General features: G+C 67.2%; 13 protein-coding genes. 9 read left to right on the forward strand and 4 right to left on the reverse strand.

Annotation, left to right across the window (positions count from 1 at the left end):
- The 4 genes from CMO28_RS16540 to CMO28_RS16555 form a co-directional block, all read left to right on the forward strand.
- Positions 1 to 192, forward strand: a 192-nt coding sequence (locus CMO28_RS16540; RefSeq protein ID WP_296715327.1) for a hypothetical protein, incomplete at its 5' end; no start/stop codon positions are given.
- Positions 193 to 356: 164 nt separating this feature from the next.
- Entirely contained in the window at positions 357 to 2,294 is a 1,938-nt protein-coding gene (gene dxs, locus CMO28_RS16545; RefSeq protein ID WP_296715328.1) for a 1-deoxy-D-xylulose-5-phosphate synthase, read from the forward strand.
- A gap of 16 nt (positions 2,295 to 2,310) precedes the next feature.
- Positions 2,311 to 3,120, forward strand: a complete 810-nt coding sequence (locus CMO28_RS16550; protein ID WP_296715329.1) for a TlyA family RNA methyltransferase — start codon at positions 2,311 to 2,313, stop codon at positions 3,118 to 3,120.
- A gap of 52 nt (positions 3,121 to 3,172) precedes the next feature.
- A complete protein-coding gene (locus tag CMO28_RS16555) occupies positions 3,173 to 3,874 on the forward strand; it encodes a Crp/Fnr family transcriptional regulator (RefSeq protein ID WP_296715330.1) in 702 nt (233 codons plus the stop codon).
- Positions 3,875 to 3,899: 25 nt separating this feature from the next.
- Here CMO28_RS16555 and CMO28_RS16560 read toward each other — a convergent pair whose 3' ends face one another.
- Both CMO28_RS16560 and CMO28_RS16565 read right to left on the reverse strand, forming a co-directional pair.
- Positions 3,900 to 5,021 (reverse strand): alpha/beta fold hydrolase, encoded by a 1,122-nt coding sequence (locus CMO28_RS16560; protein ID WP_296715332.1) that lies wholly within the window; start codon positions 5,019 to 5,021, stop codon positions 3,900 to 3,902.
- Positions 5,022 to 5,161: 140 nt separating this feature from the next.
- Positions 5,162 to 5,593, reverse strand: coding sequence for a hypothetical protein (locus tag CMO28_RS16565; RefSeq protein WP_296715334.1), 432 nt, complete (start codon positions 5,591 to 5,593; stop codon positions 5,162 to 5,164).
- Between the two features lie 148 nt (positions 5,594 to 5,741).
- Here CMO28_RS16565 and CMO28_RS16570 point away from each other — a divergent pair, with 148 nt between their 5' ends.
- Positions 5,742 to 6,116 (forward strand): rhodanese-like domain-containing protein, encoded by a 375-nt coding sequence (locus CMO28_RS16570; RefSeq protein ID WP_062766450.1) that lies wholly within the window; start codon positions 5,742 to 5,744, stop codon positions 6,114 to 6,116.
- Between the two features lie 166 nt (positions 6,117 to 6,282).
- Here the strand turns inward: CMO28_RS16570 and CMO28_RS16575 are convergent, their stop codons facing one another.
- Both CMO28_RS16575 and CMO28_RS16580 read right to left on the reverse strand, forming a co-directional pair.
- Entirely contained in the window at positions 6,283 to 7,842 is a 1,560-nt protein-coding gene (locus CMO28_RS16575; protein WP_296715335.1) for an acyl-CoA synthetase, read from the reverse strand.
- 122 nt (positions 7,843 to 7,964) lie between these two features.
- The gene (locus CMO28_RS16580; RefSeq protein ID WP_014744492.1) at positions 7,965 to 8,585 is read right to left on the reverse strand and encodes a TetR/AcrR family transcriptional regulator; all 621 of its coding nucleotides are present in this window, start codon (positions 8,583 to 8,585) and stop codon (positions 7,965 to 7,967) included.
- A 318-nt stretch (positions 8,586 to 8,903) separates the two neighbouring features.
- Between CMO28_RS16580 and CMO28_RS16585 the strand changes: the two genes are divergently transcribed.
- The 4 genes from CMO28_RS16585 (at position 8,904) to CMO28_RS16600 (ending at position 11,856) form a co-directional block, all read left to right on the forward strand.
- Positions 8,904 to 10,085 (forward strand): lipid-transfer protein, encoded by a 1,182-nt coding sequence (locus tag CMO28_RS16585; protein ID WP_014744493.1) that lies wholly within the window; start codon positions 8,904 to 8,906, stop codon positions 10,083 to 10,085.
- A 30-nt stretch (positions 10,086 to 10,115) separates the two neighbouring features.
- Positions 10,116 to 10,583: a MaoC family dehydratase N-terminal domain-containing protein gene (locus CMO28_RS16590; RefSeq protein WP_296715339.1), complete on the forward strand. Its 468-nt coding sequence runs from the start codon at positions 10,116 to 10,118 to the stop codon at positions 10,581 to 10,583.
- Positions 10,580 to 10,966, forward strand: a complete 387-nt coding sequence (locus tag CMO28_RS16595; RefSeq protein WP_296715341.1) for a MaoC/PaaZ C-terminal domain-containing protein — start codon at positions 10,580 to 10,582, stop codon at positions 10,964 to 10,966. The genes CMO28_RS16590 and CMO28_RS16595 overlap by 4 nt, the downstream gene beginning before the upstream one ends.
- Positions 10,967 to 11,028: 62 nt before the next feature.
- A complete protein-coding gene (locus CMO28_RS16600; protein WP_062766434.1) occupies positions 11,029 to 11,856 on the forward strand; it encodes an SDR family NAD(P)-dependent oxidoreductase in 828 nt (275 codons plus the stop codon).
- The last annotated feature ends 37 nt before the right edge of the window (positions 11,857 to 11,893 follow it).

The raw sequence follows: 11,893 nt of genomic DNA on the forward strand, positions 1-11,893 counted from the left end.
CACGGTTCCATTCATCCCTCCCAAGCCAGCAACGTCGACAACGAGAGATTCAGACTTTTTCCGTCCTGTCACGCACAGTTTCACCCGATTGCCCTGCCGGCGCATGGCTGCGGGCTGTGCAAGCCCCATGGCGGTCGTTATATTGGCCGGATTTCCGTCGATCCCCCGATCGGCGGGTTTCATTGCCGGTGACGGGATGCCATATCACCGGTAATGCCCGATGCCCGCAGCGATATCCGTCGTTGCGGGTTGCCAGGGCAGGCCGAGAGCCCTAAGAAACGGGGCTCCCGATGCGGCAGGGTCGTTGTCTGCCGGGTCGGTCAACAAAACATCGCGTGCGCGAGGAGAGGTCGCAAGTGTCCGATCGCCCGTCCACCCCGTTGCTCGACACCGTTCGGGTGCCGGCCGATATCCGCGGCTTCAACCGCGACCAGCTGCGCCAGCTGGCCGACGAGCTGCGGGCTGAAACCGTCTCCGCGGTCTCGGTCACCGGTGGCCATCTGGGCGCAGGGCTCGGTGTGGTCGAACTGAGCGTTGCGATCCACCATGTCTTCGACACGCCGCGCGACCGGCTGATCTGGGATGTCGGCCATCAGTGCTACCCGCACAAGATCCTGACCGGGCGGCGCGAGCGCATCCGCACGCTGCGCCAGAAGGACGGGCTGTCGGGCTTCACCAAGCGCGACGAAAGCGAATACGACCCCTTCGGTGCCGCGCACAGCTCCCCCTCCATCTCCGCCGGCCTGGGCATGGCGGTGGCGAGCCGGCTGAAGGGTGAGGAGGAGCGGCGGGTGATCGCCGTGATCGGCGACGGCGCGATGAGCGCCGGCATGGCGTACGAGGCCATGAACAATGCCGGCGCCATGCCCGACCGGCTGATCGTGATCCTGAACGACAACGACATGTCGATCGCGCCGCCGACCGGTGCGATGAGCGCCTATCTCTCGCGGCTGATCTCGTCGCGGTCCTATCGCTCGCTCCGCGACATCGCCAAGCAGATGGCCCGGGTCTTCCCCAAGCCGCTGGAACAGGCGGCCCGGCGGGCCGAGGAATTCGCCCGCGGCCTCGTCACCGGCGGCACGCTGTTCGAAGAGCTGGGTTTCTATTATGTCGGCCCGATCGACGGCCATAATCTGGATCACCTGCTGCCGGTGCTGCTGAATGTGCGCGACGCCGACCAGGACGGGCCGGTGCTGATCCACATCGTCACCCAGAAGGGCAAGGGCTATCCGCCGGCCGAAAAGGCCGCGGACAAGTATCACGGCGTGGCGAAGTTCGACGTGGTGACCGGCGCCCAGGTCAAGCCGGCGGCCGGCGCGCCCAGCTATACCAATGTCTTCGCCGATGCGCTGATCGCAGAGGCCGAACATGATCCGCGGGTGCTGGCGGTGACCGCCGCCATGCCGACGGGTACCGGGCTCGACCGCTTCGGCCGGCGCTTCCCCGACCGGGTGTTCGATGTCGGTATCGCCGAACAGCATGCCGTGACCTTTGCCGCCGGCCTGGCGGCCGAGGGGATGAAGCCCTTCGCCACCATCTATTCGACCTTCCTGCAGCGCGCCTATGACCAGGTGGTGCACGACGTCGCCATCCAGCGCCTGCCGGTGCGCTTCGCCATCGACCGCGCCGGTCTGGTCGGTGCCGACGGCGCCACGCATATGGGCTCGTTCGATCTGACCTATCTGTGCTGCCTGCCCGATTTCGTGGTGATGGCGCCGGCCGACGAGGCCGAGCTGATGCATATGGTGGCGACCGCCGCCCTGATCGACGACCGGCCGAGCGCCGTGCGCTATCCGCGCGGCGAGGGGCTGGGCGTGCCCCTGCCGGCGCGCGGCACCCCGCTCGAAATCGGCCGCGGCCGCATCCTGCGCGAGGGCACCAAGGTCGCGATCCTGGCCCTGGGCAGCCGGGTCGCCGATGCGCTGAAGGCGGGGGAGGAACTCACCGCCCGCGGCTATTCGACCACCGTCGCCGATGCCCGTTTCGCCAAGCCCATCGATGCCGATCTGGTGCGTCGCCTGGCATCCGAACACGAGGTGCTGATCACCATCGAGGAGAACGCCATCGGCGGCTTCGCGAGCCAGGTGACCCAGCTTCTGTGCGACGGTGCGCTGATCGAGCGCGGGCTGAAGCTGCGCCCGATGATGCTGCCGGATCTGTTCATCGACCATGCCAGCCCGCGCGATCAGGTAGAGATGGCGGGCCTCGGTGTGCAGGCGATCGTGGCCAAGGCGCTGGAAGCGCTGGGCCATAACGATGTCGACGTGGTGTTGACCACCAACAGCCGCGCCTGATCCGGACCGCTGCCCCATGGCCACCGCAACCACCCGTCTGGACCAGGCCCTCGTCGACCGGGGGCTGGTGGAGACGCGTAGCCGCGCCCAGGCGCTGATCATGGCCGGCTGCGTCTTCGTCGATGATCGCAAGGAAACCAAGCCCGGCACCAAAGTGAAGCCCGGGGCGGCCCTGCTGGTGAAAGGGGCTGACCACCCCTGGGTGTCGCGGGGCGGGCTGAAGCTTCAGGGTGCCATCGACCAGTTCGGCCTGGACCCGACGGCTGCGGTCGCGATCGATGTCGGAGCATCGACCGGCGGCTTTACCGACGTGCTGCTGACCCGCGGCGCCGCAAGGGTTTATGCGGTGGATGTGGGGCATGGCCAGCTGGCCTGGAAGCTGCGCCAGGATGAACGTGTGGTGGTGCTGGAGAAGCTGAACGCCCGCTATCTGACCGAAAAGCACGTGCCCGAGCCGGTCGACTGGGTGGTCTGCGATGCCAGCTTCATCGGCCTGCGCACGGTTCTGCCGGCGGCTCTGTCGCGCCTGAAACCGGGCGGGCTGGCGGTCGCGCTGATCAAGCCGCAATTCGAGGTCGGCAAGGGCCGGGTCGGCAAGGGCGGCATCGTGCGCGAGCCCGAGCTGCATGCCGAGGTGGTGGAGACGATTTCCGGCTGGTTCGCAAGCCTGCCCGGTGTCGAGGTGACCGGCGTGACCCAGAGCCCGATCAAGGGCCCGGACGGCAATGTCGAATTCCTGATCGTGGCCTGCTTCACCGCCGGCGGCGCGGGGCTTTTCACGCCACGCGATCCGGGCGAAGCTGACGGGGATGCCGCCGGAGACTGACCGGCGGCCCGCGCATCCCGAGAGGTCCCGCCCCTCACGAGAGGTCAAGCCCGTGCAGCCAACCCGGATTGCCGCCGCCTGGAAGGGGCTCGCCGCGTGCCAGAGCTGTGGCATCCGCCGGCTTGCGCTCTTCGCCGATCTGGAGGCGGAGGATTTCGCCCATATCCATCTGCCGATTGAGGAACGCAGCATCCCGGCCGGGGCCAGTCTTTATGGGCTGGACGATCCGGCAGAGGCGGTGTTCACCGTGCGCGCCGGCCTGGTGAAGCTGGTCCATATCCAGCCCGATGGCGGCCAGCGCATCGTGCGGCTGGTGCGGGCGGGTGGGGTGGCCGGGATCGAGGCGCTGGTCCGGCCGACCTATCCCCATGCGGCGATGGCCCTGCAGCCGGTGGAGTTGTGCCGGATCCCGACCTCGGTGGTAACCCGCCTGCAGACGGAGACGCCCCGGCTGCATCAGCGGCTGATGGAGAAGTGGTACGAGGCGTTGAGCGTTGCCGACGACTTCCTGACCGAGCTTGCCACCGGCCATGCCCGCCAGCGCCTGGCCCGGCTGCTGCTATGGCTGAGCGAGGATGCCCCCGATCAGCCGGTGCGGCTGTTCAGCCGCGAGGATCTGGGGGCGATCCTGGGGGTGACGCTGGAGACGACCAGCCGGACGATTTCCGAGTTTCGCCGCAGCGGCGTGCTGACCACGCTGTCGCATAATCTGGTGCACTGCGACCGGGCGGCGCTTGCAGAGATTGCCGCCTGAACACGGGGGCCGGCTGAGCAGGGGCTCAGCCCCGGCCGGCGATCCAGCGGGCAATCCCCGGCCAGTATTCTTTCAGCGTGCGGGCGCCCATGAACAGGCCGATATGCCCGCCCGGCACCGTCTGCTGCACGATGTCGGCTGCGGGCGTGCCGATGTATTTCGCCGCATCCAGCACCTGTTCCGGCGTGGTGATGTCGTCGCCCGCACCGGCCAGAAGATAGGTCGGGCAGGTGATCGTCTTCAGGTTCAGCCGGCGGCCGAGCGCGATGAAATCACCCTTCGCCAGCCGGTTTTCCTTGAACAGCAGCCGGATCGCCTGCAGGTACCAGCGCCCGGGCAGGTCGAGCGGGTTTTCGTACCAGCTTTCGAAGACCTCTTCCTTGGCCAGATAGGCCGGATCGTCGATATGCTCGTAGAGGTCGATATGGGACTGGATGTAATGCTGCTCGGGATGCATGTTTTTCCAGCCCTGCAGCATGAACTTGCCGCGCATCAGCCCGCCGCCCAGCTTCACCAGATCCTCGTAAAAGGCCATCGGCGAGGCATGGGCCATGCGCTTGATCGGCCCGTCGCCGGCATCGGTATCGATCGGCGCCCCGGCCAGCACCAGTGAATTCACCTTCTCGGGGAAGCGGGCGGCGATCATCGCCGAGGTCCAGCCGCCCTGGCAGAGGCCGACCAGATTGACCCGGCCGCCCAGATCATCGATCGCGACCACCAGCTGGGCCAGATAGTCGTCGATCTCCAGATCCTTCATATCGGCGGTGGCGCTTTTCCAGTCGGTCAGCGCGACATGATCGATGCCGTTGGCGAGCAGGGTTTCGACCAGGCTCTGGCCCTGGTGATAATCCGCGATCATCGCGGTATGGCCGGCATAGGGGGCGTTCACCAGCGTGGGCATGCCCTTGCCCTGCCGGCCATATTCGCGCAGGGCCATGGTCCGCAGGTCGAGACGCAGCCGGCTGGGCGTGGCGAGTTTGGGCCGCAGATCATCGTGGATGCGGATCTCTTCCTCGACGAATTTCGCATTGCGCGCATACAGCTCCAGCCCCTGCTGCAGCATGTCGTTCGCCATGGCGAGCGGCCAGAAGGCGGGGACGGCGCTGGGGGTGGCGGTGCTGGCGGATCCGACGGATTTCGATGACATGAGCGACTTCCTTTGCATGGCGTCGCCGGGTCTCCGGCTGCACCACGCAAATGGGGCAGCCGTTCGGAGCGGAGGCTCGACGATCTCATCGACGGGTCGAGTCTATGCCGCAATGCAGCATGGCAAAAATGAATTCCCTGTCAGGATGCGGCGGCCGGGGCAGGGCAGCCATGCATTTCCGCCCAGTGAAGCAGGGCCGGCAGCTGAACATGGCTGAGCGCATCATGGAGGCGCATCAGCACGGGCCCGGCCTCGGCATCGCCCTGCACCGCCGGCAGCAGCCGGCTTTCATAGCAGCCGATCGCCGCCACGGCGTTGTCGGCCGCCATCCGGCAGGCGGCCCGCAGATCCGCGGGCAGGGCCGGCGGGGCGGCAACCGGGCGCGCCGGGGCAGACATGCCGCGGGCGACGAGCAGGCGGATCAGGGTGGCGGCATGCAGATAATCCGACATCAGCAGGTTGCGGAAGGGCATGACCGGCCCGAAACGCGCAATCACCGCCTCGGCGATGGCCGCCGCCCGCCAGGCTTCGTCCAGCGCCGCCCGGATTGCGGCATCGGTGGTGACGGGCATGACGAACCTCCCTCGGGCCAGGCGGGATCGGGACATGGCCGATCCTGGCGGGGAAGGCCGGCGCGCGCTTTGAGATTCCGCAAGGACAGGACGGCGGATCTGAAGATGATCAGGGGCAGCCAATCGCAGCCAGGAAAGGTCCGGTCCCATGCCGATCCGCGAGATTCTGGGCATCACCGAATTCGATGCCTACACCCCTGAAGAAACCCGCGCCGCCCTGGCGGCGGGGGAGATCGTGCTGATCGACGTCCGCACCCCGCAGGAATATGCGGTGGAACATATCGAGGGCGCCCTGCTGATGCCCATGGCGTTTTTCGACCCGCGCTTCCTGCCCCCCCAGGACAGCCGCCGCATCGTGCTGCATTGCGGATCGGGCATGCGCTCCACCCGCATGGCTGAACGCTGCGCCGCCGCGGGCTTCGACCGCATCGCCCATATGGCGGGCGGCATGAGCGCCTGGAAGGACCAGGGCCTGCCCTATATCGCGACCGACCCTGCGACGGGCGGGCCGGTCAGGAAGTGAGGACGCCGTCCTGGCACTTTCCGTCGTGCGGACGCCAAGGTGGATTCCCGCCTCCGCGGGAATGACAATAAACTATTGTTTTGTGACGAAAATGCCGTCATCCCCGCGCAGGCGGGGATCCACCTTTGACGCAGCGGGACGGAGGCCCGTCCCGCTGCATGCCTCATCAGTTCACCCGCCGGTCCCGCCCTTCCCAATAGGGCTTGCGCAGATCCCGCTTCAGGATCTTGCCGGCGCCGGACATGGGCAGCGGTTCGTCGCGGATTTCGACGCTGCGCGGGCATTTGTAGCCGGCGATGTGCTGCTTGCAGAAGGCGATGATCTCTTCGGCCGTGGGGCGGGCGTCAGATTTCGGCACCACTACGGCATGGACGATTTCGCCCCAATGCTCGTCGGGGATGCCGATCACCGCGCATTGGGCGACGTCCGGATGGCGGGCGACGACGTTTTCGACCTCCAGCGAATAGACGTTCTCGCCGCCGGAGATGATCATGTCCTTCACCCGGTCGACGATGTAGATGAAGCCGTCCTCGTCCATGCGCGCGCCGTCGCCGGTGTGCATCCAGCCGTCGACGATCGCCTTGGCGGTCTCTTCCGGGCGTTCCCAATAGCCCATCATCACATTGCGGCCGCGCACGACCACCTCGCCGACCTCGCCCACCGGCACCGGCCGGTCGTCGGCATCGACGATGCGCACCTCGCAGCCGATCACCGCCCGGCCGGCCGAGCGGTGACGGCCTTTGGCCCGGCTTTCGCCCACATGTTCCTGCGGGTGGAGCAGGGTGGCGACGGGGGAAAGCTCGGTCATGCCATAGGCCTGCATGAACTCGACCCCGGGCAGCTTCGCCGTGGCGCGGTCGAGCACGGCCTCGGTGATCGGGGCGGCGCCGTAGATGATCCGCTTCAGCGAAGAGAGGTCGTAATTGCCGATCGCCGGATGGTCGACCAGCATCTGGATCATGGTCGGCACCAGCAGCGCCGCCGTCACCTTGTGTTCCTGGATCGCCTTCATCACGCCTTCGGGCGTGAAGGAGGGGACGATCACATGCGGTTCCCCCTTCATCAGCAGGGAGAAGGTCGCAGCCCCGTCGGCCAGATGGAACATGGGCGCGCTGTGCAGATAGACCGTGCCGTCGGGGAACATGCCTTCGGCCAGCACGTGCAGGCCGTTGGTGATGATGTTCTCGTGCGACAGCATCACCCCCTTCGACCGGCCGGTGGTGCCGCCGGTGTAGAAGATGCCGAACAGATCGTCGCCGCTGCGCTCGGCATCGGGGATCGGATCATGGTTCCGGATCAGATCCTCGATATGGGGCATGTCTTCGGGCGCCGGCCCGTCGCCGGCATAGATCAGGGCGAATTGCGAGCCCGAGGCCGCCGCGATCGCCCGGCCCATCTCGGCGAAGGCGTCGTCGACGATCAGCAGGCTGGCGCCGCAATCCTCGATCGCGTCGGCATTCTCGGCGCGGCTCCAGCGGATGTTCAGCGGCACGATCACCGCGCCGGCCCAGGGGGTGGCGAGGTAGAATTCGATATAGCGGTCGGAGTTCAGCGTCAGCAGCGCGACGCGGTCGCCATCCTCCACCCCCAGCGCCCGGAAGGCGCCGGCGATGCGGGCGACGCGGTCGGCGGTTTCGCCCCAGCTGCGGGTGCGGCCGGCGCAGATCGTCGAGGTCCGATCGCGGGCAATGGCGATCGTCCGTCGGAGCCCTGATGTGATGCCCATATATCCTCCCAGTGGGTTTGAGCGTTGCCTCCGGTATGCCGTCCGCACTTCTTTATCGGGCGGATCGGGCAGGAACGCCGGCACGGGGGAAGAGGGCAGGGCGGCGAGCCGCCGCCCGGGCCCTAGCGTGCCAGCGCGTGCCGCGCCATGTCTGCCATGACGTCGGCGATCTCTTCGGCCGTGCGCGGGCCGCCTTCGCGGAACCACTGGCCGACCCAGTTGACCGCACCGGCCAGCAGGAAGGCGGCGATGCGGATATCGACCTCGCGGATCGACCCGTCGGCGACGCCCTGGGCGATATAGCCGCGCAGCCTGGTATCGATCGACCGCTTCCAGTCGCGGACCTTGCGCCGGCTGTCGGGCGCCAGGTCGCGATCGTCGACGCTGACCAGACACATGCCGAAATCGGCGGTCATGTTCAGCGTATAGGCCCTGAGGAAGGCAACCGCCCGGTCCAGCCCGCGCTTGCCCGCATCATCGACACCGGCAAGCTCGGCTTCGATCAGCTCTCCGCCCAGCTGATAGCAGGCGTAGAGGATGTCTTCCTTGTTGCGGAAATAGTGGTAGAGCGCGGGCTTGGTGATGTGCAGCTGCTCGGCCACGTCCGCCATCTTGGTCCGGTGGAAGCCGTTCTCGACGAACAGCCGCGCCGCCGTGCGCAGCACCGCATCACGCTTGGCATCGCGGTCGCGCTGACGTTCGGCGGCGGGCTTCCAGGGGGAGGCGGGAATCTCGATCTGCACGGGGGGTCTGATCTCTCTGCTGCACGGGCCTGGGGTCGCCGCCCTCCGGAAACCGCCGGAGCGGGCCGGTGGGCAGATCCGGGGGATGATCGCACGACCGGCCCCGGATCGGAACGGCCGCGCATCACAATCCGGACGATTGACGGCCCGACTTCGTATTCGGTATCTTACCCATGGGTAAAAGAAAATGTCCATGCCCGTCGCGGCGACCGGCCGCCGGGCCCGTCCAGAAGCCCAGTCATCCCAAGGGCCCAGTCATCCCAAGGACGGCCAGCCTTAAGGGCAGTCGTTCCCCCCAACAGGCGAGGAAAGCTCATTATGGTCGAGAGCGTGAGGATCGCGGGCGTCGGCATGATCCCGTTCGTGAAGCCGGGGACCAGCGCGCCCTATAGCGACATGGGGGCCGAGGCCGCCCGTCAGGCCCTGGCCGATGCCGGCATCGGCTACGACCAGATCCAGCAGGCCTATGTCGGCTATGTCTATGGCGACAGCACCTGCGGTCAGGCGGCGCTCTACGAGGTCGGCATGTCCGGCATCCCGGTGGTGAACGTCAACAACAACTGCTCGACCGGCTCGTCGGCGCTGTTCCTGGCGCGCCAGGCGGTGGCCTCGGGTGCCGCAGACTGCGTGCTGGCGCTGGGCTTCGAGCAGATGGTTCCGGGGGCGCTCGCCGACGTCTATCAGGACCGGCCGAGCCCGATGGCGAAGTTCATCGAGGTCGCCAAGGAATTCGACCCTGCCGCCGAGGCGCCGATGGCGATCCGCCTGTTCGGTGGCGCCGGCAAGGAATACCAGCAGAAATACGGCGCGAGCGACGCGGCCTTCGCGATGATCTCGGTGAAGGCGCGTCGCCATGCCGAGCATAACGAGCGGGCGATCTTCCGCACGCCGACCTCGGTCGAAGAGGTGCTGGCGTCGAAGCACATGTACGGGCCGCTCACCCGCCTGCAGTGCTGCCCGCCGACCTGCGGCGCCGCAGCGGCCGTGGTGGTGTCGGAAGCTTTTGCCCGCAAGCACGGCCTGACCGACGCCATCCGCCTGCGCGCCCAGGTGATGACCACCGACTTCCCGTCCAGCTTCGGCGAGAAGAGCATGATGAAGGCGGTGGGCTACGACATGGCCCGCGCCGCGGCCGATGCGGTCTACGAGCAGACCGGCGTCGACCCGATGGATGTGAGCGTGGTGGAGATGCATGACTGCTTCACCGCCAACGAGCTGATCTCGTACGAAGCGCTCCGGCTGACGCCCGAGGGCACGGCCGAGAAGTTCATCATGGACGGCGACAACACCTATGGCGGCCGCGTCGTCACCAACCCGTCGGGCGGGCTGATCTCCAAGGGCCATCCGCTGGGCGCAACCGGCCTTGCCCAGTGCGCCGAACTGGTCTGGCAGCTGCGCGGCCAGGCCGGTCCGCGCCAGGTGGAGGGTGCGAAGATCGCGCTTCAGCACAATCTGGGTCTGGGCGGCGCCTGCGTCATCTCGCTCTACGACCGCGCCTGACCGGCATCGAGCAGGAGAGGATGATCATCCATGCTCGATAGAGCGGCGATCGGGCGGGTTCTCCCGCCCGTCACCGCGACGGTCGAACGCGGCCGTCTGCGGTTCTTTCTGAATGCGATCGGCGAGACCAGCCCGATCCACCACGATACGGCCGCGGCGCAGGCCGCCGGCTATCGCGACTGCCCCATCCCGCCCACCTATCTGTTCTGCCTGCGCATGCTGGATGCGCCCGAGCCCTATGCCCTGCTCGACGAGCTGGGGGTCGATCTCGGCACCGTGCTGCATGGCGAGCAGAGCTTCACCTATCACGAGCCGGTGGCGGCGGGCGACGAGATCCGCTTCATCGGCCGGATCGCCGACATCTTCGACCGCAAGGGCGGCGCGCTCGAATTCCTGGTCGAGGAGATCCGGGTCGAGCGGGTGTCGGACGGTGCCCATGTCGCCGATGTGCGGCAGGTGACCGTGATCCGCAATCCCGTGGCCGGAGGTGCGGCATGAGCGGTGAACCGATTCGGGTGGTGGCCGAGATGCCGCCGATCACCCGCACGCAGCTGGCGCTTTATGGCGGCGCCTCGGGCGACCATAACCCGATCCATATCGATATCGACTTTGCGAAGGCCGCCGGTTTTCCCGACGTTTTCGCCCACGGCATGCTGGTCATGGGGCTCGCCGCCCGCGCGGTGACCGGGGTTGTGCCGCTCGCCCGCCTCAAATCCTATGGCGTGCGTTTCACCGCCATCACCCAGGTCCATGACCGGCTGACGGTCGAAGCGGTCGAGACCGGCGTCACCGAGGCCGGCGACCGCCGGCTGGACGTGACCGTCCGCGACCAGAACGGCCAGGTGAAGGTGCAGGGCGAAGCGCTGATCGCCGCCGGCTGATCCGGCCCGGGCCTGTCTGCCCTTTTCAACAAACCTCAGAAAATATCGGGAGTGACGTCAAGATGGGCAAGCTCGACGGCAAGGTCGCGCTGGTTTCCGGATCCGGCCGCGGCATCGGCCGCTCCATCGCCCTCAAACTGGCGAGCGAGGGGGCGAAGGTCGTGATCAACGACCTCGACGAGGCGCCGGCCGAGGCGGTGGCTGCCGAGATCCGCGCGATGGGCGGTGAAGCCCTGATCTGCGCCGGCAATGTGGCGGCCGAGGATTTCGGCACCCGCTTCGTGAACACCGCGGTCGAGGGCTTCGGCGGGCTCGACATCATCGTCAACAATGCCGGCTATACCTGGGACTCGACCATCCAGAAGATGACCGACGAGCAGTTCCAGGCGATGATCGACGTCCATCTGACGGCGCCGTTCCGCATCCTGCGGGCCGCCGCCGAGCCGATCCGCATCTTCTCCAAGCGCGAGGCGCAGGAGGGGCGCGAGGTCTTCCGCAAGGTGGTCAACATCTCGTCGATCGCCGGTCTCTACGGCAATGCCGGCCAGGTCAGCTATTCCTCGGCCAAGGCGGCGCTTGTCGGCATGACCCGCACGCTGTGCAAGGAGTGGGGCCGCTACAAGGTGAATGTGAACTGCGTCGCCTTCGGCCTGATCGCCACCCGTCTGACCCAGGCGATCGAAAAGGAACAGGCGACCATCGATGTCGACGGCCGCGAGATCAAGGTCGGCGTGCAGCATCAGCTGCTCGACACCATGGCCCAGCTGATCCCGCTCGGCCGCGCCGGCACGCCCGACGAGGCGGCGGATGCGGTCTATCTGTTCTGCGCGCCCGAGAGCAATTACGTCAGCGGCCAGGTTCTGGTCTGCGGCGGCGGCATCCTGCTCTGACATCTGCCGGCGGCGGACCCGGGGATGACCCATACCG

Source organism: Tistrella sp., assembly GCF_002684955.1.
GTDB lineage: Bacteria > Pseudomonadota > Alphaproteobacteria > Tistrellales > Tistrellaceae > Tistrella > Tistrella mobilis.

Bases quoted from the DNA above. Each gene is read 5' to 3' on its own strand.
- CMO28_RS16560 (WP_296715332.1), bottom strand. From the start codon at position 5,021: ATGTCATCGAAATCCGTCGGATCCGCCAGCACCGCCACCCCCAGCGCC.
- CMO28_RS16600 (WP_062766434.1), top strand. From the start codon at position 11,029: ATGGGCAAGCTCGACGGCAAGGTCGCGCTGGTTTCCGGATCCGGCCGC.
- CMO28_RS16590 (WP_296715339.1), top strand. From the start codon at position 10,116: ATGCTCGATAGAGCGGCGATCGGGCGGGTTCTCCCGCCCGTCACCGCG.
- CMO28_RS16550 (WP_296715329.1), top strand. From the start codon at position 2,311: ATGGCCACCGCAACCACCCGTCTGGACCAGGCCCTCGTCGACCGGGGG.
- CMO28_RS16595 (WP_296715341.1), top strand. From the start codon at position 10,580: ATGAGCGGTGAACCGATTCGGGTGGTGGCCGAGATGCCGCCGATCACC.
- CMO28_RS16585 (WP_014744493.1), top strand. From the start codon at position 8,904: ATGGTCGAGAGCGTGAGGATCGCGGGCGTCGGCATGATCCCGTTCGTG.
- CMO28_RS16570 (WP_062766450.1), top strand. From the start codon at position 5,742: ATGCCGATCCGCGAGATTCTGGGCATCACCGAATTCGATGCCTACACC.
- CMO28_RS16575 (WP_296715335.1), bottom strand. From the start codon at position 7,842: ATGGGCATCACATCAGGGCTCCGACGGACGATCGCCATTGCCCGCGAT.
- CMO28_RS16565 (WP_296715334.1), bottom strand. From the start codon at position 5,593: ATGCCCGTCACCACCGATGCCGCAATCCGGGCGGCGCTGGACGAAGCC.